This window comes from Pseudaquabacterium inlustre, from assembly GCF_038066595.1.
Lineage (GTDB): Bacteria > Pseudomonadota > Gammaproteobacteria > Burkholderiales > Burkholderiaceae_C > Pseudaquabacterium > Pseudaquabacterium inlustre.
Window position 1 is genome coordinate 651,350 of sequence record NZ_JBBUTH010000007.1, and the last position, 19,589, is coordinate 670,938.

Here is a 19,589-nt window from a genome sequence, read left to right on the forward strand (position 1 = left end):
GGTTTGGCAGCGCTACCATACGGTGGCTCGCCTCACCAATCGCCCACGGCCGCCACCAGGCGCTGCCACAACTCGTCGCCCTGCAGGCCGTTGGTCAGGATCACCAGGCCGCTGCCCCGTGTGGGCGAGAACTGCGCGAAGCTGCGAAAGCCGGTGCTGTTGGCACCGCTGTGGTGGGCGATGTCGCCCTGCGCCGTGCGGTTGATCGACCAGCCCAGGCCCCAGAACACCGCCTGGCCCTGGGCCGCGCCGGGGCGCTCGATCGGCTCGCGCGCATCCACCGCCACCTGCGGGCGCAGCATCTCCTGCGCCGCGGCGCGCGACAGCAGCGTCGACTCGCCGCGCCCGGCTTTCAGCATCTCCAGCAGCAGGCGCGCGTAGTCATGGGCCGTGGTGTAGAGCGAGTAGGCCGCGTTCGGGTGCGCATAGCGCGAGCGCGGGCGTGGCATGCCGTCGCGGTCATGCCCGGTGGCCTGCCGGGCGCCGATCGGCGGCGTCCAGCCGAAGTCGGTGCCGCTCAGGCCCAGCGGGCCGAACAGCCGGGCCTGGGCCAGGGCCTGTAGCGGCTGGCCGGTGAGCCATTCCACGCGCCGTTGCAGGTGGAAGATGCCCTCGCCCGAGTAACCGAAGCGCGCACCGGGGCGAAACAGCAGTGGCAGCGGGCCTTCGACCTCCTCGCCGCCGGGGCGATGGCGACCGAGGTGCGCACACGCGCGTCGGCGCTGCGCAGGGCCTGGACCAGCGCCGGCACGGCCGCCTCGCCCACCTGGCCGAGTGCCACGGCCGCGTCGCCACGGCGATAGGAGTCGTCGTCGCCCAGCCGGGCCACCCACGGCGCCACATCGGCGGCCGCCGTGCTGAACGGCAGGCCGTAGGCCAGGCACAGCAGCAGGGGCGGCAGCAGGGACAGCGGGGGCCTGGGGCGGCGCATCGGTACTCCGGCAGGGCCCGCGCATTCTGGCCCCGCGCGGTGGCCGCTCAGCCGCCCGCCCACACGTCCAGCAGGTAGCGCTGTTCGCGCTGCAACGTGGCCAGCCAGTCGTCGCCGGCGCCGTGGTCGCGGGCAATGGCCTGCAGCGCGGCGCGCACCGCCGGCTCCATGCGCGCGCCGTCGCCGCACACATGGATGCGTGCCTGCGGCTGGCCGATCAGCGCCCACACGGCATCGGCCTGCTGGGCCAGGCGGTGCTGCACATAGACCGGCTCGGCGCCCTGGCGCGAGTGGGCGTACAGCAGCTGCAGCACGCCCGCTTTGGCCCAGGCCTGCAGTTCGTCGGCATATAGCGCATCCAGCTGCGGGTGGCGGCAACCGAAGACCAGCAGCGCCGGCCCCAGCCGCGCGCCCGCGGCCTGCAGCGCGGCACGCTGCTGCGCAAAGCCGCGGAACGGTGCGATGCCGCTGCCGGCGGCCACCATCAGCAGGGGCACCGTGGGGTCATCCGGCAGCGTGAAGCCCGGCGCGCCGCGCTGCAGCCGGCCCCACCACACATCACCCGGCTGCGCCTGCTGCAGCTGGCCCGAGCACACACCGCGGTGGCGCTGGGCCGGATCGAGGCGCGACGGTGCGTCCACCACCGAGACGGTGAGCGCCACGCGCTGCGCATCCACCACCGGCGACGAGGCCACCGAGTAGTGCCGCGGCGCCAGCGCCGGCCACAGCGGCAGCAGCGCGGCCAGCGGTGCCTCACACGCGGGCCAGCGTTCCAGCAGCTGCAGCAGGCTGGGCCGCGGCGCATCGGGCGCGGCATCCCATTCGGCGGCCAGTGCAGCCATCTGGCCGCCGGTGTGCGGACAGCGGGTGTGGGCGGCCAGCAGCTGCAGCTGGCGGCGCGTGGCCGGGGCCTGCAGCTCCAGCGCCTCGGCGAACAGCTGGTGCAGCGGCTGGGCGGCGCCCTCGTCGGCATAGGGCAGGTGCAGCCAGCGCCGCGCGCCGGGGGCCGGCGGCGCCAGCTGCAGCCGGGCCTCACCGTCCAGGCCCAGGCGCCGCAGCGCGCGCTGCACCAGCGCGTCGGGGTTGCGCGGCAGCAGCGCCAGGTGATCACCCACCTGCCAGGTCGCCTCGGCGCCCGGCGGCAGCGAGAACTCGATGTGGCGGGTGCTGCGTTCGGGCGGCTGGCCGTTGGCCCCACATTGCAGCTCGCGGTTGACGCGCACGGTGAGCGGCAGCGCACCGGGCAGGCGGCTGGCCGCCGGCACCGTGGCCGCCGGCAGCCAGTGCAGGGCCAGCGGCTCGGGCAGCGCGGCCGCGCTGTCGACCTGGGTGGGCGCCGCCAGCCCGGCCGGCGCGCCGCCCAGCGCCGCCGCCACGGCCGGCCACAGCGTGGCGGCCCAGGCCTGGAAGTCGGCGTCCAGATCCTCGCGCGCATCGCCCTCGCCGCGCGGCAGCAGGCGCTGCGCGCCGCGCGCGGCCAGCGCCGCGTCGATCTGGCGTGGCACCGCCTGGTAGGTGCTGGACCAGTCGCGGTGGCCGCAGCCGAACACGGCATAGCGCAGGCCGGCCAGCGCATCGGCCGCGGCCGGCCGGGCCAGACCAGCGCAGAAAGCGCGCGCGTTGTCGGGCGGCGTGCCGTTGTACGAGGCGCTCACCAGCAGCAGCAGGCCGCCGCCGCGCAACACCTCGGGCAGGGCCTCGGGCAGCGTGTCGGCGTGGGCGTCCAGCGGCGCCACCGTCACCGCCAGGCCGCGGGCGCGGCCGGCCTCGGCCAGCTGCTGCGCGATGTCTTCGGCCGTGCCGCCGTTGGAGCCGTGCAGCACCAGCAGCGGCGTGCCGGCCGCGGCCACTGGCAGCAGGGGGATCGCTGGCGCCGCTGCCGCAGGGGCCGCGGCCGCCGGCGCGGGGCCACGGGCGGCCGAGCCGGCAGATGCCGGCACTGTCACAGGCTGCGCCAGGCGCCGCGCCCGCACGTGGATGTGCAGGCCCTCGGGCTTGATGGTCAGCGCCTCGCGGATGCGCAGCTGGTAGCCGCTGGGGTCCACCAGCTCGAAGCGCTGCAGGATCAGGCCCAGCACCAGCGTGGCCTCCTGCATCGCGAACTGCCGGCCGATGCAGGCGCGCTGGCCGTTGCCGAAGGGCTTCCAGGCATGGGCCGGGCGTGCCGCCTCGGCCGCGCGGGTGAAGCGGTCGGGGTCGAAGGCCTCGGGGTCGGGGCCCCACACGGCCGGGTCGCGGTGCAGCGCCAGCGTGTTCAGGATCACCAGGCTGCGCCGCGGCACCGGGTAGGCCATGGCGCCGCCGATGGTGGTGTCGGCCCGCGCCTGCAGGCCGATGCCCGGCGCCGGCGGGTACAGGCGCAGCGTCTCCTTCAGCACCTGCTGCACATAGGGCAGCTGGTTGACCTGGGCATGGTCGGGCCACACGGCGGTGTCGGTGCCGAACACCGCGTCCACCTCGGCGCGGGCGCGGGCCAGCACCTCGGGGTGGCGCATCAGCTCCACCAGCGCAAAGCTCAGCAGGTTGCTGGTGGTCTCGTGGCCGGCGATCAGGAACTCGATGCACTCGTCGCGGATCTCGCGGTCGTCCAGGCGCTCGCCGCTGGCCTTGTCCTCGCCGGCCAGCATGTAGCTCAGCAGGTCGGGCATCTCGGCCAGCCCCAAGCCGCTGGCGCGGCGCTCGCGCACGATGGCCTCCACCATGCCGTGCATGTAGGCCACATCGCGTTCCATCTGCGCCATCTCGCGGCGCAGCCGCCAATGCTCCAGCGGGATGCCGCGGCGGCGCTGCACGGTCTCGAGCGAGCGGGTCAGCGCATCGACGAAGGGGTGGAAGCCCTCGCGGTAGAAGCTGTTGAAGCGGTAGCCGAAGCCGCACAGGCCGATGGTGTCCAGCGTCAGCGCGGTCATGTCGCGCACCACGTCCACGGTGTCGTCGGCGTTCAGCCGCGCCCACTTGGCCACCAGCTGCTGGGCGATGTCCAGCATCATCGGGTGGTAGCCGCGCATCGCCTTCTGCGTGAAGTTGGGCATCAGGATGCCGTGCGGCTTGGACCAGGTGCGCTCCTTGGTGTCCGACGTGAACAGCCCGTGCGACAGCGGCCGCAACCGGCGCAGCGTGCCGATGGTGCTTTTGTCGAAGCGCGTGGTGTCGCACACCTCCTCGGCCAGCGCGGCGCTGGTCACCACCACCAGCTTGGTGCCGGGCATCTTCAACCAGTACACCGGCCCCAGCTGCTGCGCCAGCGCCTGCATGCTCTGCATCGGCCGGCTCGCGTCCAGCGACAGCAGGTTGCCCAGCAGCGGCAGCTGGGGCGGATGCGGGATGGGGTGCAGCGGGTTGCGAGACGGCATGACAGGCCAGGACTGCCCAGCGGGCGACGCGCGATTGTGGGCCGACACCGCCCGGCTGCCCACTGATGCTTGGTCATGCCCAGACATGAACAATGCGCATGACATCAGGGCAATCCCTCAGCGCCGGGTTACGCTGCAGGCCGTGAACCCCCTGCCCCACCCCATGAACACTGCTCATGAACCCGGCGCATTGCAACGGCTGGACCTGAACCTGTTCCGCGTCTTCGAGGCGGTGTGGACCGAGCGCAACCTCACCCGCGCCGCCGAGTTGCTGTGCGTCAGCCAGCCGGCGGTGAGCCATGCGCTGACCCGCCTGCGCCGCCAGCTGGACGACCCGCTGTTCGTGCGCGACGGCAACGGCGTGCGCCCCACCGCGCTGGCCACGCAGCTGTGGCCCGAGGTGCAGCAGGCGCTGCAGCTGCTGCGCCAGGCGCTGCGGCGCTCGCAGCACTTCGAGCCGGCACGCGACGTGACCCGGCTGACCCTGGCACTGAACGACGAGGGCGAGCCGCTGGTGCTGCCGCAACTGCTGGCCCAGGTGGCACGCAGCGCGCCGCAGGCCGTGGTGCACAGCGTGCGCCTGGGCCGCAAGACCCTGCGCAGCGACCTGGCCACCGGCCGCATCGACTGCGCGATCGACATCGCCCAGGCCACCGCGCACGACGTGCTGCACCGCCCGCTGACGCGCGAGGCCTATGTGCTGCTGAGCCACCTGCCGCAGCCGCCCAGCGAGGCCCAGTACCGCGCCGCACGCCATGTGCTGGTGAGCACGCTGCGCACCGGCCGCGCGGTGGAAGACCTGGCCCTGGCCCAGGCCGGCGTGCAGCGTCAGGTGGGCGCGCGCTGCCAGCGCTACGACAGCGCCGCCCGCCTGGCGGTGCAGGCCGGCCTGATGCTGACGCTGCCGCACCGCCTGGCCGTGCCGCTGGCGGCCGAACTGGGCGCGCACCTGCACCCGCTGCCCATCGCGCTGCCCGAGGTGGAGATGCACCTGTACTGGCACCAGCAGCGCGACGCCGACCCGCTGAACGCCTGGCTGCGCGAATGCATCGTGGCGGCGGCGCGCTGAGGCCCCGTCGCGCCGCGGGGCCGGGCAAATGCCCTGCCTGTTGGAAATAACCGACACCACGCCCCGCGGCGGCGCTGCAGACTTTTCGCCCATGTCTGCCACGCCCCTTCCCCCGTCCCCATCCAGCCACCGGCTGTGGGACATTTCGCCGCCGGTGCATGCCGGCAGCCCGGTGTTTCCGGGTGACACCGCCTACAGCCAGCAGTGGTGCGCCACCCTCGGCCCTGGCTGCCCGGTGAATGTCAGCGCCATCACGCTCTCGCCCCATGTGGGCGCGCATGCCGACGCGCCGCTGCACTACGCGCCCGATGGCGCGGCCATCGGCGCGCTGGCGCTGGAGCCCTTTCTCGGCCTCTGCCGCGTCATCCACGCCATCGGCTGCGGCCCGCTGATCACCTGGGACCACATCGCCCACGCGGTGGACGCCACGCTGCCGCCGCGCGTGCTGGTGCGCACCTATGCGCGCATGCCGCAAGACCGCTGGGACGGCGACCTGGCCGCCTACGCGCCCGACACCATCGCCCGCCTGGCCGACCGGGGCGTGCTGCTGGTGGGCATCGACACCGCCAGCATCGACCCCGCCGACAGCAAGCCCCTGCCCAGCCACCAGGTGATCCGCCAGCGCGGCCTGCGCGTGCTGGAGAACCTGGTGCTGGACGACGTGCCCGAGGGCGACTACGAACTGATCGCCCTGCCCTTGAAGCTGACCACCGCCGACGCCTCGCCCGTGCGGGCGGTGCTTCGCGCCCTCTGAAGCGAACGACATGACCCTGACCCTTGACCACTGCCGCGCCCTCGACGCGCAAGACCCGCTGGCGCCGCTGCGCGGCCATTTCCAGCTGCCGCCCGGCGTGATCTACCTCGACGGCAACTCGCTGGGCGTGCTTCCCAAGGCCACCGCCGCCCGCGTGGCCGATGTGGTGACGCGCGAATGGGGCACCGACCTGATCAAGAGCTGGAACAGCGCCGGCTGGTTCGACCTGCCGCAGCGCCTGGGCGACCAGCTGGCGCCGCTGGTGGGCGCCGGCCCCGGCGAGCTGGTGTGCACCGACAGCACCTCGATCAACCTGTTCAAGGTGCTGAGCGCGGCGCTGAACATCGCGCGCAGCCAGGGCCCGGCGCGACGCCGCATCGTCAGCGAGCGCAGCAACTTCCCCACCGACCTGTACATCGCCGAAGGCCTGGCCAGGGAGCGCGGCCTGACGCTGGACCTGGTTGAGCCCGAAGGCATCACCGCCGCGCTGGGCCCCGATGTGGCCGTGCTGATGCTCACCCATGTGAACTACCGCACCGGCGCCATGCACGACATGGCGGCGCTGACCGCCGCCGCCCATGCCCATGGCGTGCTGTGCGTGTGGGACCTGGCGCACAGCGCCGGCGCCGTGCCGGTGGACCTGCGTGGCGCGGATGCCGATTTCGCCATCGGCTGCGGCTACAAGTACCTGAACGGCGGCCCCGGCGCGCCGGCCTTCGTGTGGGCGCACCCGCGCCATGCCAGCGCAGGCTGGCAGCCGTTGTCGGGCTGGTGGGGCCATGCCGCGCCCTTCGCGTTCACGCCCGACTACCAGCCGGCGCCGGGCATCACCCGCTACCTCTGCGGCACGCAGCCCATCATCAGCCTGTCGGCCCTGCAGTGCGGGCTGGACGTGTTCAGTGCCGCCGAGGCCCTGGGCGGCATGGCCGCGCTGCGCACCAAGTCACTCGCGCTGACCGACCTGTTCATCGCCCTGGTGGAGCAGCGCTGCGCCGGCCATGGCCTGGGCCTGGTGACGCCGCGCGCACATGCACAGCGCGGCTCGCAGGTGTGCCTGATGCGCGAAGCCCAGGCGGGTGATCCTCGCGAACTCGGAACAGGTGCCTACGCCATCGTGCAGGCGCTGATCGCCCGCGGCGTGATCGGTGACTTCCGCAAGGGCGATGCGCCAGACAGCGCGAGCGCGGCCCCGATGCCCGACATCCTGCGCTTCGGCTTCACGCCGCTGTATGTAGGCTTCGAGGACGTGTGGCACGCGGTGGAGCACCTGCGCCAGGTGCTGGCCAGCGGCGAATGGCAGCGCCCCGAGTTCAACCGCAGCCATGCCGTGACCTGAGCCGCGAGGAGACCGCCATGTGCCCCCACGCCACCCCCTCGGCCGCGGCCGCCACACCCGCCGCACTGCCCGAAGCCATCGTCCACGACGAGCGCGCCCAGCTCGACTTCAGCCAGTCCATGAGCTATGGCGACTACCTGCAGCTCGACGCCATCCTCAGTGCGCAAAAGCCGCTGTCGCCCGCGCACGACGAGATGCTGTTCATCGTGCAGCACCAGACCAGCGAGCTGTGGATGAAGCTGATGCTGCATGAGCTGCAGGCCGCCATCGGCCACATCGCGCAAGACCGGCTGCCGCCGGCCTTCAAGATGCTGGCGCGGGTGAGCAAGATCATGGAGCAGCTGGTGCACGCCTGGGACGTGCTGGCCACGATGACGCCGCCCGAGTACAGCGCCATCCGCCCCTACCTGGGCCCGAGCAGCGGCTTCCAGAGCTACCAGTACCGCTGCATCGAGTTTGCGATGGGCAACAAGAACCGCGCCATGCTGGCCCCGCACGCCCACCGCGCCGACCTGCTGGCCCCGGTGCAGGCCGCCTACGAGGCACCCAGCCTGTACGACGAAGCCCTGCGCCTGCTGGCCCGCCGCGGCTTGGCCCTGGCCGCCAGCCACACCCAGCGCGACTGGACCCAGCCCTACACCGAGAGCCCCGAGGTGGAGCAGGCCTGGCTGCAGGTGTACCGCCAGCCCGAGGCGCACTGGGACCTGTACCAGCTGGGCGAGGAACTCACCGACCTGGAAGACGCCTTCCGCCTCTGGCGCTTCCGCCACCTGACCACCGTGGAACGCGTGATCGGCTTCAAGCGCGGCACCGGCGGCACTGGCGGCGTGAGCTACCTGCGCAAGATGCTGGATGTGGTGCTGTTTCCGGAGATCTGGCGCTTGCGCACTGACTTGTAAGCGCGTGGACGGGCGGACGTTGGCAGTGCGGCGCGCCAGTGTGTAGACTTCCACACACGGAGGCGCACATGGCAACCAATCTGGCACTCGACCCCCAACTGCTCGACCAGGTGCTGGAACTCAGCGGCGAAGCGACCAAGAAGGCCGCGGTGACGCTGGCGCTGAAAGAGTTCATCGCCCGGCGCGAGCAGAAGAAGCTGGCGGACCTGTTCGGCAAGCTCGACTGGGACCCCAGCTACGACCACAAGCAGGAACGAAGCCGATCATGACCTTGCTGGTCGACACCAGCGTGTGGTCGCTGGCGCTGCGCCGTGACGGATCGACGGCGGCACCTGAGGTGCGCCAGCTGCAAGATGCCATCGCAGGAGCCGACACCCTCGTCACCACGGGTCTGGTGCTGCAGGAACTGCTGCAAGGCTTCAATGGGCCGCGCGCAGCGGCGGCCATCATCGAGACCTTTGCCGCCCTGCCCATCATCGCGCCCGACCGGCAAGACCACATCGCGGCGGCCGAGGTGCACAACGTCTGCCGCCGGGCCGGCGTGCAGATCGGCACCATCGACGCGCTGCTGATCCAGTTGTGCGGCCGGCACGATCTGACCCTGCTGTCGACCGACCAGGACTTTGTTCATGCGGCCAGGCATGTGCCGTTCAGGCTGTGGCGGCCTTGAGGGGGCGCTTGGGGGGCGCCGCACATGTCACGCAGAGTTACCGCACCGATCAACGTCCAGCGTTCTTTCGCATGATGAATTCCTTTGCGCGCAAAGGGCCTGCCAGCCATGGCGTTCTGCTCGCCATGTGCTTGATGAGCGCCGCCTCGATCGCCGAAACCAAGCCCTGGGCGAACTGGCTCATCCGCCGTGAAGCCGGTGACGGCTGGTCCGTCGAAATCACCAACGACTCCAGGACAGGCTCCGGCCACTGGCGTCTGCTCGATGCCGCTTCCACAGAGGTGGCCCGACTCGCGGCGCCGCCCCTGCCAAAGGGCCATGACCTGAACCTTGGTCAGTGCAAGATCAACGGCCAACTACGGGACGACGTGATCGCGATCGTCCAACACCGCAAGGGCGTTGAGTGGTCCCGGTCAGTCGCCAAAGCCTGGATCGCCGATCCGAAGGCCAGAGCGTTTTCGCCAACGCCCACCCAGGCCATCACCTGCCGGAACGAAGGCGTCGGTCTTTAGGTCCCGCTCACCGCCCCGTCCACACCGCCCGACGCTTCTCGTTGAACGACGCCAGCCCCTCCTTCGCGTCCTCGGTCTGCGCCACCAGCGTGATCTGGCTTTCCATGTAGGCGATGGCCTGCTCGAAGCCCATGGCTTCGATGGCGGCTTCGGCGTACTTGCCGCGGCGGATGGCGGTGGGGCTCTTGTCGACCAGGCGGTCCAGCAGCCAATCCACCTTGGCATCCAGTTCGGCCGCAGGCACCACATGGTTCAGCAGGCCGTTGGCACGCGCCTCGGCGGCGCTGAAGGGCTCGCCGGTCAGGCACCACTCGCGAAGGATCCGCGGAGCCACCAGGCGCTTCATCAGTGCCAGCACCTGCATCGGGTACAGGCCCACCTTCACCTCGGGCAGGCCGAACAGCGCGTGGTCGGCGGCGATGGCCATGTCGGCCATGCACAGCAGGCCCATGCCGCCAGCCATGCAGGTGCCGTTGATGCGCGCCACGATGGGCAGCGTGGCGGCGTGGGCCTCGCGCAGCAGGTTGGCGTAGTCGCTGTCGGGGCGGGCGAAGTCGAAGACGAAGCCCTGGCCGGGCTGCAGGTCGCCACCGGCGCAGAAGGCCTTGTCGCCCGCGCCGGTGATGACAATGGCGCGCACGGCGCCGTCCTGGGCAGCCTGAGCATGCGCCTGGCGGATGCCGGTGCGCAGGCCCTCGATGACGCTGGCGCGCAGCGCGTTGCGCTTGTCGGGCCGGTTGATGGTGAGCCACAGCGCCTGGCCGCGCAGCTCGATCAGCACATCCTGGGTGTCGCTCATTTTGCGTGCTTCTCCTGGTTCAGGCGGCCACGGCTTCGGCCGTCACCTCGATCACCACGCGGTGCGCGGCCACCTGCTCGCCCACGCCCACGGCCAGCAGCGTGATGCGGCCCGCCACCGGGGCCACGTGCACATGCTCCATCTTCATGGCCTCCAGCGTCAGCAGCGGCTGGCCGGCCTGCACCGTGTCGCCCTCGGCCACCAGCACGGCCACCACGCGGCCGTTCATGGATGCGCGCACCTTGCCGTCGCCGCCCGCCCCGCCCTGGCGCTGGGCCACGGCGCGGGTGTGGTCGGCCACGTCGTAGGGCCGGCCGCGGAAGTGCATCAGCAGCCGCGCACCATCGCGGTGGAAGGCCACCGCCTCCACCACGCCGTCGAGCGACACGCGCAGCCGGTGCGGCGCGCTTTCCACCAGCTGCAGCGCGCGTTCGGCACCGTCGATCTGGGCGGTGAACTCGTTGGGGCCCAGCTGGGTGAGTGCGGCCGCGTGGGTGGCGCCGCCCAGGCCGTAGCGCAGGCCCAGCGGCAGCGTGTGCGTGAGGCGGCGCTCGCTGTGGCGGCGCGTGCCGTCGTGCGCCGTCTCGGCCAGCACCAGGGCAGCCACCGCGGCGGCGTCGCGCAGCGTGGCGGCGTCGGTGCCCAGCAGTTCGGCCTGGTGAGTGCCGATGAAGGCCGTGGTGGCGCCGCCGGCGGCAAACACCGGGTGCGCCAGGCAGCGCGCCAGGAACACCTGGTTGGTGGTGACGCCCAGCGCCACCAGGTCCTGCAGGCCGCTGATCAGGCGGCGCCGCGCTTCATCGCGCGTGCGGCCATGGGCCACCAGCTTGGCGATCATCGAGTCGTAGTAAGGCGGCACCTCCACGCCCGACACCAGGCCATGCTCCACGCGCAGCGCTTCGGGCGCATGCCACAGCGCCATGCGGCCGCTTTGCGGCATGAAGCCGCCGTCGGCATCCTCGGCACACAGGCGCACCTCGATGGCATGGCCGCTGAAGCGCACGTCGTCCTGTGTGATCGGCAGCGGCTCGCCGGCCGCCACGCGCAGCTGCAGTTCCACCAGGTCCAGCCCGGTGATGGCCTCGGTGACCGGGTGCTCCACCTGCAGCCGGGTGTTCATCTCCATGAAGAAGAAGTTGCCGTCGCGGTCGAGCAGGAACTCCAGCGTGCCCGCGCCTTCGTAGGCGATGGCCTTCACGGCCTTCACCGCCACCTCGCCCATGCGCGCGCGCAGCTCGGCGTTGACGGCCGGGCTGGGCGCCTCCTCCACCACCTTCTGGTGGCGGCGCTGCACCGAGCAGTCGCGCTCGCCCAGGTGGATGGCGTGGCCGTGGCGGTCGGCAAAGATCTGGATCTCGATGTGGCGCGGCTCGAGGATGGCGCGCTCCAGGATCACCTCGGGGTCGCCGAAGGCGTTCTGCGCCTCGCTTTGTGCGCTGGCCAGCGCGGCGGCAAAGTCGGCCGCGCTGCTCACCAGGCGCATGCCGCGGCCACCGCCGCCGGCCGTGGCCTTGATCATCACCGGGTAGCCGATGCGCGCGGCCTCGGCGGCCAGGCGTTCGGGGCTCTGGTCGCCCTCGGTGCCGTCGCGCTGGTAGCCGGGGATGCAGGGCACGCCGGCGTCCATCATCAGCTGCTTGGCGCCGGCCTTGTGGCCCATGGCGCGGATGGCCTCGGGCGAGGGGCCGATGAACACCAGGCCGGCATCGCGGCAGGCCTGGGCGAAGTCTTCGTTCTCGGCCAGAAAGCCGTAGCCGGGGTGCACGGCATCGGCGCCGGTGCGCTTCGCCGCGTCGATGATCGCGTCGATGCGCAGGTAGCTCTGGCTCGGCAGCGGCTCGCCGATGCACACGGCCTGGTCGGCCTCGCGCACATGGCGGCTGTGGGCGTCGGCGGTGGAGTACACCGCCACCGTGCGGTAGCCCAGCGCCCGCGCGCTGCGGATCACGCGCAGCGCGATCTCGCCGCGGTTGGCGATCAGGATCTTGTGGAAGGGCGTCGGGGTGGTCATGGGCGGTCTCGTCGTCTTGGCGCGGGCGGTTTACTTGGGGAAGGTGCCCATGTATTTGCAGAGAATTTGCAGCATGACTTCGTCCGCGCCGCCGCCAATCGACGTCAGGCGCGTGTCGCGGTAGAAGCGCGAGATCAGGCTGTCGTTCATGTAGCCCATGCCGCCCCAGAACTGCAGACAGCCCGAGGCCACGTCGCGCACCACGCGGCCGGCCTTGAGCTTGGCCACGGTGGCCAGGCGCGTGGCATCGCGGCCGGCCACCACGTCTTCCACGCAGTTCCAGGCCAGCGCGCGCACGCAGTCCACATCGGCCTGCATCTCGGCCAGCTTGTAGTGGATCCACTGGTTGTCCAGCAGCGCGCGACCGAAGGCCTTGCGTTCGCGGGTGTACTCGATGGTCATGTCGATGCAGCGCTGGGCGCCGCCCATGCTGTTCAGCGCACCCCACAGCCGCTCGATCTGGAATTGCTCCATCTGGTAGGTGAAGCCCAGGCCTTCCTCGCCGATGCGGTAGCGTTGCGGCACGCGCACATCGTCGAAGAACAGCTGCGCGGTGTCGGACGAATCCATGCCGATCTTCTGCAGCTTGCGCGCGATGGAGACGCCCTTCGTCTTCATCGGCACCATGATCAGGCTCTTGTTGCGGTGCGGTGCGCCATCGCCCGTGTTGGCCAGCACGCAGCACCAGTCGGCCTGCGTGCCGTTGGTGGTCCACATCTTGCCGCCGTTGATGATGTAGTCGTCACCGTCCTTGCGCGCGGTGGTCTTGATCGAGGCCACGTCCGAGCCGCTGCCCACCTCGGAGACCCCCAGGCAGCCCACCATGTCACCGGCGATCGCCGGGGCCAGGAACTCGCGGCGCAGTTCGTCGCTGCCGCGGCGCGCCAGCGCCGGCGTGCACATGTCGGTCTGCACGCCGATGGCCATCGGGATGCCGCCGCAGTTGATGTCGGCCAGCGTCTCGGCAAACACGGCCGCATAGCTGTAGTCCAGCCCCGCTCCGCCAAACTCCACCGGCTTGTCCAGGCCCAGCAGGCCCAGGTCGCCCATCTGCTTGAACACCTGGTGGGCCGGGAAGATCTCGGCCGCCTCCCATTCGTCCACATGGGGGTTCACCTGCTCGGCGATGAAGCGCTTGATGGTGGCGCGCAGCTGTTCGTGTTCGTGCGTGAGTTGCATGGTGGTTCCAGGGGCTTCGTCAGGGGCGGGCAACAGCAAACTGCATGGCTTGCGGCTGGCGGGCCTCGGCCTCGCGGCAGGTGGCCAGCACCTTGCTCAGCACCGCGCGGGTGTCGCGCGGGTCGATCACGCCGTCGTCCAGCAGGCGCGCGCTGGTGGTGAACACGCTCATCTGGCTGTCGAAGCGGTCGATGATCTGCTTGCTCAAGGCTTCGAGCTTGGCGGTGTCGACCTCGCCCTTGCGGCGCATGGCGGCCTCGGTCACCATCACCATGGTGCCGGCGGCCTGCTCGCCGCCCATCACGGCCGTCTTGGCATTGGGCCAGCTGAAGCAGAAGCGCGGGGCGAAGCCGCGGCCGCACATGCCGTAGTTGCCGGCGCCGAAGGAGGCGCCGCAGTAGATGGTGATCTGCGGCACCGTGGCATTGGTGACGGCCTGGATCATCTTGCTGCCATGCTTGATGATGCCGTTCTCCTCGTAGCTCTTGCCCACCATGAAGCCGGTGGTGTTGTTGAGATACAGGATGGGCGTCTTGCTCTGGCAGCAGGCCTGGATGAAGTGCGTGGCCTTGGTGGCGCCGGCGGGGTCGATGGGGCCGTTGTTGGTGATGATGCCCACCGGCCAGCCTTCGATCTTGATGTGGCCACACACCGTGGCGCCGCCGTAGTTCTCGCCGAACTCCAGGAAGTCGGAGTCATCGGCGATGCGGGCGATCACCTGCTTCATGTCCACCGGGCGCTTGTGGTCGGCGGGCATGATGCCGAGCAGTTCTTCAGCGTCGTAGCGCGGCGGCTTGTAGCGTCGGCTGGGCGAGACGATCTCGGCCGGCATGTCGCGGTTCCAGTCGATCTGCGCCAGGATCTCGCGGGCGATGCGGATGCCGTCGCGGTCGTCCTCGGCCAGGTAGTCGCCCAGGCCCGAGATGTGGGTGTGCATCTCGGCACCGCCCAGTTCCTCTTCGGTGGCGATCTCGCCGGTGGCGGCCTTCAGCAGCGGCGGGCCGGCCAGGAACGCGCGCGAGCGGCCGCGGATCAGGATGATGTAGTCCGACAGGCCCGTCTGGTAGGCACCACCGGCGGTGGACGAGCCATGCGTCACCGTCACCACCGGCAGGCCGGCGGCCGACAGGCGCGCCAGGTTGCGGAAGCTGGCGCCACCGCGGATGAAATCCTCCACGCGGTAGGCCAGCAGGTTGGCGCCGGCACTCTCCACCAGTTGCACCAGGGGCAGCTTGTTCTCGAGTGCCAGTTCCTGCACACGCAGGGTCTTGTCCAGGCCCATGGGCTGCAATGCGCCGGCATCGATGCCAGAGTCAGACGCCACCACCATGCAGCGGATGCCGCTGACGAAGCCGATGCCGGCGATCATGCCGCCACCGGGCGCGGTCTTCTCGGGATCGGGATGGTCCATGCCGTAGCCGGCCAGCGTGGCCAGTTCCAGGAACGGGGTGCCAGGATCGAGCAGCAGCGAGACGCGCTCACGCGGCAGCAGCTGGCCCCGCTTTTCGAAGCGCTCACGCGAGGCGGCTGACTTGGCGCGGGTGCGGTGTTCTGCCGCCCTCACGCGGCCCAGCAAGGCCAGCATGGATTCGCGATTGGACTGGAAGCTCTCGCTGGTGGTGGACAGGGTGGACTCGATGTGGGCCATGGGTGCCGATGCCGGTGTGAATTGCCGGTGGCAGGTTATTTCTCTGCGCTTGGGGCGTCTTGCGGAGAGTGGCTGATGGGTTGTGCGTTTGCTTGTGTCGCTGTCCCTGCTTTGACTTGCGCGAACGGCCGATGCCGCCGGGTACCGGGCTGACTCCATGTCCCCCGCCGTCGGCCTCCCGGCCAACGGCTCCTCCTTTACTTACGTCAGCCCGGTACCCGACGTCCTCGGCCTACTCCACCGTTTCCGCATGCCGATGGCATGCCAAGGTGTTGGCAGCTATCGGCATCGCCGCCTGCGGGGGATTTGGGACCGAGAACGTGCTCGGTGGTTCGGCCAGGCCGTGCGTGGGCATCCGGTGGCGTGAATCTGCGCAGCCGAGGAGCGCAGCGCGGCTGGCGGCGCGCGCAGCGCGCATTCCCATCAAACTCGTGGCGCTTGTTTGAGCGCAGAGAGCGTGAGCGAACGAAGCGAGTTGCGCCACGCGCCAGCCACGCGAGCACCGCAGGGCAGCCCGGCGCCTGGGCGCCGGGCCAAGCAGTTGAACGCCACCGGATGCCCGCGCACGGCCTGGCTTGCACCCAACCCAGCAAGCCAAATCCAGCAAGTCAAACCCAGCAAGTCAAGAGGACCGAAGCGAAGCCCGAAACTTCGGCAACAGCGCAGAAGGCTGATAGCTCTGCTTCGTCCGCCGGAAGTTCTCCAGACCCAGGTCCTGCTCGAAGTTCATCCAGTGCACCGGAAACGGTGGATCAGAAGCAAAGTGGTGGAACAGCAGTTGCGAGATGCCCTTGAAGCGCGTCAGCCCCTTGGCAAAGCGGATCACCGCCACGCCCGGCTGCAACAACTCACCCAGCACAAAGCCCGCCGGCTCGCCGTCGGCCCAGGCGATGTGGCCGGCCAGCCCCAAAAAGGGCGCGAGCGACAAGGCCTCCCGGCACGGCAGATCGTCCGCATCGCCAGGCGCCTTGCCCTTGTCGGCCGACCAGCCCTCCAGCACAGCCAGCGCTGCCTGCTGATGGCGGGCATCGGCCGAGTCATACGGCACCACCTCCAGCACATGCGCAGCGCGGCACTGCTTCATCAGGTTGCGCTTCTTCTGCAGCGCCGTGCCGCGGTAGTGGCGGAAGTGGTCGGCCGGGTAGAGGTAGTCGGCGTCGTCACGGTGGGCTTCGATGGCCCAATGCGCGGGGTCGAGCGCGCGGGCCTCCACCTCGGTCAGCGGAAACATCGCTGCATGGTCGGCCATCAGCGTTTGCAACACGCCGGTGGGCGCCGTGTGGGGTGCAAACAGCGGCAACAAGTGCCGCTGGCCGTCGTAGGTGAGGCCGCTGATCGCCGGCCAGCCGCCGTCGATGAAGCGGTAGTCGTGCACCCGCCGGAACAGCCACAGGTTGGCATACGACAGGTCGGCAATGGCCTGCTCGCCCAGGCCCTGCAGCCGCGCGGCCAGCCGTGGTCCCAGGCGTGGCGCCAGGTCCAGCGTGAGCGGCTGGCCGATGGCGGCGCCCTGCTCCCCTTCGCTCACACCCAGCCCGGCAAAGGCTCAGGCCGCAGGCTGGGGGCGGGCCCGCGTGCGCACGCCGGCGGCCGGGCCATCGGCCGGCGGGCCGGCAAAGCACTGGGCGATGCGGCTCCAGGCCTCGGCGCCGGCACCGGCGAACTGCAGCGCCGTGTCGTCGCGGTGGCGGCGCTGCGTGACCAGCAGCGCGAAGTCCATCGCCGGGCCTTTGACGAAATCGGTGGCCGACGGCTCGCCCCAGGTCCACAGGCTGCCGTCGGGCGCGGTGAGTTCCACATACGGCGCTGGCTGCGGCACATCCAGCTTGCGGTTCACGAAGGTCCAGCCGTAGGTGGTGACGCCCAGGTGGCAGATGTGCCTGAGCCCAGGGCTGGCGCCCCGGGTCTGGCCCAGTGCGTCCCAGATGTCCTGTCCATGCGCCCAGGTCTCCATCAGCCGCGCGGTGGCAAAACTGCGCGCGCTCATCGGCGGGCCGTACCAGGGCAGGCGGGCCTTGGGGTCCAGCGGGCGCAACTGGGCCACCAGGGTCTCGAAGCGCTGGCGCCACTGGGCCAGCAACGCCGCACCGTCCAGGTGGCCGAAGGTCTCGCGGGCAATGGCGCTGATTTCCTTGCCCTGGCCCTGCTCGGCCATCAGCGCCTTCACGCCGGCCATGAAGGCTTCGGCATCGGTGCAGCTCTGCAGCGCGGTGTCGTCGAAGTAGGCCAGGTGGGCGATCTCGTCCCACGGCGTCCAGCCGTAGAAATCGGTCACCACGCGCCATTGCGCGGGGCTCAGCGTGGCGCAGAAGTCGGCCAGTGCGCGGTATTCGCCGATCAGGTCGTCGCAGGTTTGCTGCATGGTCAAAATGCCCTCGTCAGAACCCAAGCTGCTTGGCGGCCAGATCCTTCATGATCTCCTCGCTGCCGCCGCCGATCATCATCACCTTCACCTCGCGGTAGATGCGCTCGCTCTTGGTGCCGCGCATGAAGCCCATGCCGCCCAGGATCTGCACGGCCTGGTCGGCGCAGAACTGCATGGCCTGGGTCGACAGGATCTTGGCCATGCAGATGCGCGCCACCATCTGCGCGGGGTCGCCCACCTTGTGCTCCAGCCGCCAGCTCAGCTCGTAGATCTGGCTGCGCGCGGCGTCGATCTTCATCGCCATGTCCACCAGCTTGTGGCGGATGACCTGGCGCTGCACCAGCGGCTGGCCGAAGGTGTGGCGCTCGCGCGCCCAGGCCACGGCTTCCTCCAGGCACACCTGGGCATAGGCGCAGGCCTGCGCGGCCATGCCCAGGCGCTCGCTGTTGAAGTTGTTCATGAAGACCATGAAGCCCTTGTTCTCGCGCCCCAGCAGATGGCCCACCGGCACGCGCACGTTGTCGAAGCGCAGGTGCGCGGTGTCCGACGCCCACCAGCCCATCTTCTTCAGCGCGGTGCGGGTCAGGCCCGGCGTGTCGCCCTTGATCAGCAGTGCCGAGACACCCCCCGCGCCGGGGTTGGACGGATCGGTGCGCACGGCCACGGTGAACCAGTCGGCGCGCATGCCCGAGGTGATGAACACCTTCTCGCCGTTGACGACGTAATGGTCGCCATCGCGGATGGCCGTGGTCTTGAGCGCCGCCACATCCGAGCCGCCACCGGGCTCGGTGACGGCCAGTGCGGCGATCTCATCACCCGCCAGCACTGGCGGGATCACGCGGGCCTTGACCTCGTCGGATCCCCAGGCGGCCACCGGCGGCAGGCCGATGCTGTGCGACATCAGCGAGGCACTCACGCCGCCGCAGCCCGAGCGCGCCAGCTCCTCGCTGGCTACCAGGTGGTAGAAGATGTCGGTGGGCGTGCCGCCGTACTGCTCGGGGTAGCCCATGCCCAGCAGGCCCAGCGCCGAGGCCTTCTTGTACAGCGCGCGCGGGAAGGTCTCGGCCTCGTCCCAGTCGTTGCAGTAGGGCGTGATCTCGCGCGCCACGAAGTCGCGCAGCGCGGCGCGGAAGCTCTCGTGCTCGGGGGTGAAGCAGTGCGGCAGCGGGGTGAAGTCAAGCATGGGGCTGGGCGCGCAGGGCGCGGGTGCGGGGTCGGCTCATCATCGGCCGGCGCGCGGCGGACCGTCTTGCGTGATCTGGCTGGGCCCTGCAGTGGCCGCGGCCGGCGCCGCCACCGTGCGGCCCGGCAGGCAGGCCAGCAGCGCGGGGATGTCGATGGCCTGCTGCGGTGCGCCGTCGGCCAGCGGCAGGGCGGCGGCCGGATCGCGCGGGCCCAGGCGCCCGACGCACGGGGCGTGAAAGGCCGCCTGCAGCTGCGCCACGCGGGCATCGTCGTCCGCCACGGTCTGCTGGGCGCTGCGCATGGCCAGCCAGGCCACCGGGCGCAGGCCGGCCAGCTTCATCGCGCGGCGGGCGCGCTCGGGGGCCTCGGCGTCCAGGCGCGAGCACAGCAGCAGCGGCAGGTGCAGGCGCTGGCACATGCTGGCCAGCAGCGGGCCGGTGGCCGGCGCTCCCGGTGCCACCGGCGGTGTCAGCCAGCCGCCGATGCCCGCCATCACCACCGCATCGGCCCAGGTGGCCAGCACCTGGAAGGCCTCGCGCACCGGCTGGGCGCGCAGGCCGGGGCCGTCGGCCGTGGCCGCCACCGCGGCCGCGCCCAGGCCCTCGCGCGGTGCGCCGGCCGGCAGCACGAAGGGGCAGGCCGCATGCTGCGGCACCGCGAACGAGGCCGCCGCCGTGAGCCGCGCCACGCGCGGGCTGTGCCAGCCGCCGCCGGGGCGGGGCTGGCCGTCGCGGGTCAGTGGGGTCATGGCCGCCACCGTGCCGCCCAGCGGCGCCAGGTGGGCGCGCAGCGCCGCCAGCACGGCCAGCGCGGCGGCGTCCTCGTCGTCGTCGGCCGTCAGGCCGCTCACCAGGCAGGCCAGCGGTGCCGAGGCCATG

At 71.0% G+C, this 19,589-nt stretch carries 18 protein-coding genes; 7 read left to right on the forward strand and 11 right to left on the reverse strand.

Annotation, left to right across the window (positions count from 1 at the left end; genetic code table 11):
• Nucleotides 1–32: 32 nt before the first annotated feature.
• Genes AACH10_RS14470 through AACH10_RS14480 form a run of 3 tightly spaced genes read right to left on the reverse strand, consistent with a single transcriptional unit; the run spans nt 33 to nt 4,284 of the window.
• The gene (locus AACH10_RS14470; protein ID WP_341411178.1) at nt 33–608 is read right to left on the reverse strand and encodes a serine hydrolase domain-containing protein; all 576 of its coding nucleotides are present in this window, start codon (nt 606–608) and stop codon (nt 33–35) included.
• On the reverse strand, nt 518–931 hold the full coding sequence (locus AACH10_RS14475) for a HEAT repeat domain-containing protein (RefSeq protein ID WP_341411179.1): 414 nt from the start codon (nt 929–931) through the stop codon (nt 518–520). Before AACH10_RS14475 ends, AACH10_RS14470 begins: the two co-directional genes overlap by 91 nt.
• A gap of 47 nt (nt 932–978) precedes the next feature.
• Nucleotides 979–4,284: a bifunctional cytochrome P450/NADPH--P450 reductase gene (locus tag AACH10_RS14480; RefSeq protein WP_341411137.1), complete on the reverse strand. Its 3,306-nt coding sequence runs from the start codon at nt 4,282–4,284 to the stop codon at nt 979–981.
• Between the two features lie 163 nt (nt 4,285–4,447).
• Here AACH10_RS14480 and AACH10_RS14485 point away from each other — a divergent pair, with 163 nt between their 5' ends.
• From AACH10_RS14485 to AACH10_RS14515, 7 genes are all read left to right on the forward strand, one after another.
• The gene (locus AACH10_RS14485; RefSeq protein WP_341411138.1) at nt 4,448–5,353 is read left to right on the forward strand and encodes a LysR family transcriptional regulator; all 906 of its coding nucleotides are present in this window, start codon (nt 4,448–4,450) and stop codon (nt 5,351–5,353) included.
• Between the two features lie 91 nt (nt 5,354–5,444).
• On the forward strand, nt 5,445–6,107 hold the full coding sequence (kynB, locus tag AACH10_RS14490; RefSeq protein ID WP_341411139.1) for an arylformamidase: 663 nt from the start codon (nt 5,445–5,447) through the stop codon (nt 6,105–6,107).
• Nucleotides 6,108–6,117: 10 nt separating this feature from the next.
• Entirely contained in the window at nt 6,118–7,443 is a 1,326-nt protein-coding gene (gene kynU / locus AACH10_RS14495; protein ID WP_341411140.1) for a kynureninase, read from the forward strand.
• Nucleotides 7,444–7,460: 17 nt separating this feature from the next.
• On the forward strand, nt 7,461–8,342 hold the full coding sequence (gene kynA / locus AACH10_RS14500) for a tryptophan 2,3-dioxygenase (RefSeq protein ID WP_341411141.1): 882 nt from the start codon (nt 7,461–7,463) through the stop codon (nt 8,340–8,342).
• A 68-nt stretch (nt 8,343–8,410) separates the two neighbouring features.
• On the forward strand, nt 8,411–8,611 hold the full coding sequence (locus AACH10_RS14505; protein ID WP_341411142.1) for a type II toxin-antitoxin system VapB family antitoxin: 201 nt from the start codon (nt 8,411–8,413) through the stop codon (nt 8,609–8,611).
• The gene (gene vapC / locus AACH10_RS14510; RefSeq protein WP_341411143.1) at nt 8,608–9,012 is read left to right on the forward strand and encodes a type II toxin-antitoxin system VapC family toxin; all 405 of its coding nucleotides are present in this window, start codon (nt 8,608–8,610) and stop codon (nt 9,010–9,012) included. The genes AACH10_RS14505 and vapC overlap by 4 nt, the downstream gene beginning before the upstream one ends.
• Before the next feature lie 71 nt (nt 9,013–9,083).
• Nucleotides 9,084–9,524, forward strand: a complete 441-nt coding sequence (locus tag AACH10_RS14515) for a hypothetical protein (protein ID WP_341411144.1) — start codon at nt 9,084–9,086, stop codon at nt 9,522–9,524.
• A gap of 7 nt (nt 9,525–9,531) precedes the next feature.
• Here AACH10_RS14515 and AACH10_RS14520 read toward each other — a convergent pair whose 3' ends face one another.
• From AACH10_RS14520 to AACH10_RS14555, 8 genes are all read right to left on the reverse strand, one after another.
• A complete protein-coding gene (locus AACH10_RS14520) occupies nt 9,532–10,323 on the reverse strand; it encodes an enoyl-CoA hydratase/isomerase family protein (RefSeq protein ID WP_341411145.1) in 792 nt (263 codons plus the stop codon).
• 19 nt (nt 10,324–10,342) lie between these two features.
• Nucleotides 10,343–12,334: an acetyl-CoA carboxylase biotin carboxylase subunit gene (locus tag AACH10_RS14525; RefSeq protein ID WP_341411146.1), complete on the reverse strand. Its 1,992-nt coding sequence runs from the start codon at nt 12,332–12,334 to the stop codon at nt 10,343–10,345.
• A gap of 30 nt (nt 12,335–12,364) precedes the next feature.
• The gene (locus AACH10_RS14530) at nt 12,365–13,513 is read right to left on the reverse strand and encodes an acyl-CoA dehydrogenase family protein (RefSeq protein WP_341411147.1); all 1,149 of its coding nucleotides are present in this window, start codon (nt 13,511–13,513) and stop codon (nt 12,365–12,367) included.
• A 19-nt stretch (nt 13,514–13,532) separates the two neighbouring features.
• Nucleotides 13,533–15,161 carry an acyl-CoA carboxylase subunit beta gene (locus AACH10_RS14535; RefSeq protein ID WP_341411148.1) on the reverse strand — a complete coding sequence of 543 codons (1,629 nt, stop codon included), beginning with the start codon at nt 15,159–15,161 and terminating at the stop codon, nt 13,533–13,535.
• 622 nt (nt 15,162–15,783) lie between these two features.
• The gene (locus AACH10_RS14540; protein ID WP_341411149.1) at nt 15,784–16,689 is read right to left on the reverse strand and encodes a phosphatidylglycerol lysyltransferase domain-containing protein; all 906 of its coding nucleotides are present in this window, start codon (nt 16,687–16,689) and stop codon (nt 15,784–15,786) included.
• 18 nt (nt 16,690–16,707) lie between these two features.
• Nucleotides 16,708–17,523 carry a TIGR03084 family metal-binding protein gene (locus tag AACH10_RS14545; RefSeq protein ID WP_341411150.1) on the reverse strand — a complete coding sequence of 272 codons (816 nt, stop codon included), beginning with the start codon at nt 17,521–17,523 and terminating at the stop codon, nt 16,708–16,710.
• Between the two features lie 16 nt (nt 17,524–17,539).
• Nucleotides 17,540–18,709: an acyl-CoA dehydrogenase family protein gene (locus AACH10_RS14550; RefSeq protein WP_341411151.1), complete on the reverse strand. Its 1,170-nt coding sequence runs from the start codon at nt 18,707–18,709 to the stop codon at nt 17,540–17,542.
• Nucleotides 18,710–18,748: 39 nt separating this feature from the next.
• Nucleotides 18,749–19,588, reverse strand: a complete 840-nt coding sequence (locus tag AACH10_RS14555) for a hypothetical protein (RefSeq protein ID WP_341411152.1) — start codon at nt 19,586–19,588, stop codon at nt 18,749–18,751.
• Nucleotide 19,589 lies beyond the last annotated feature (1 nt).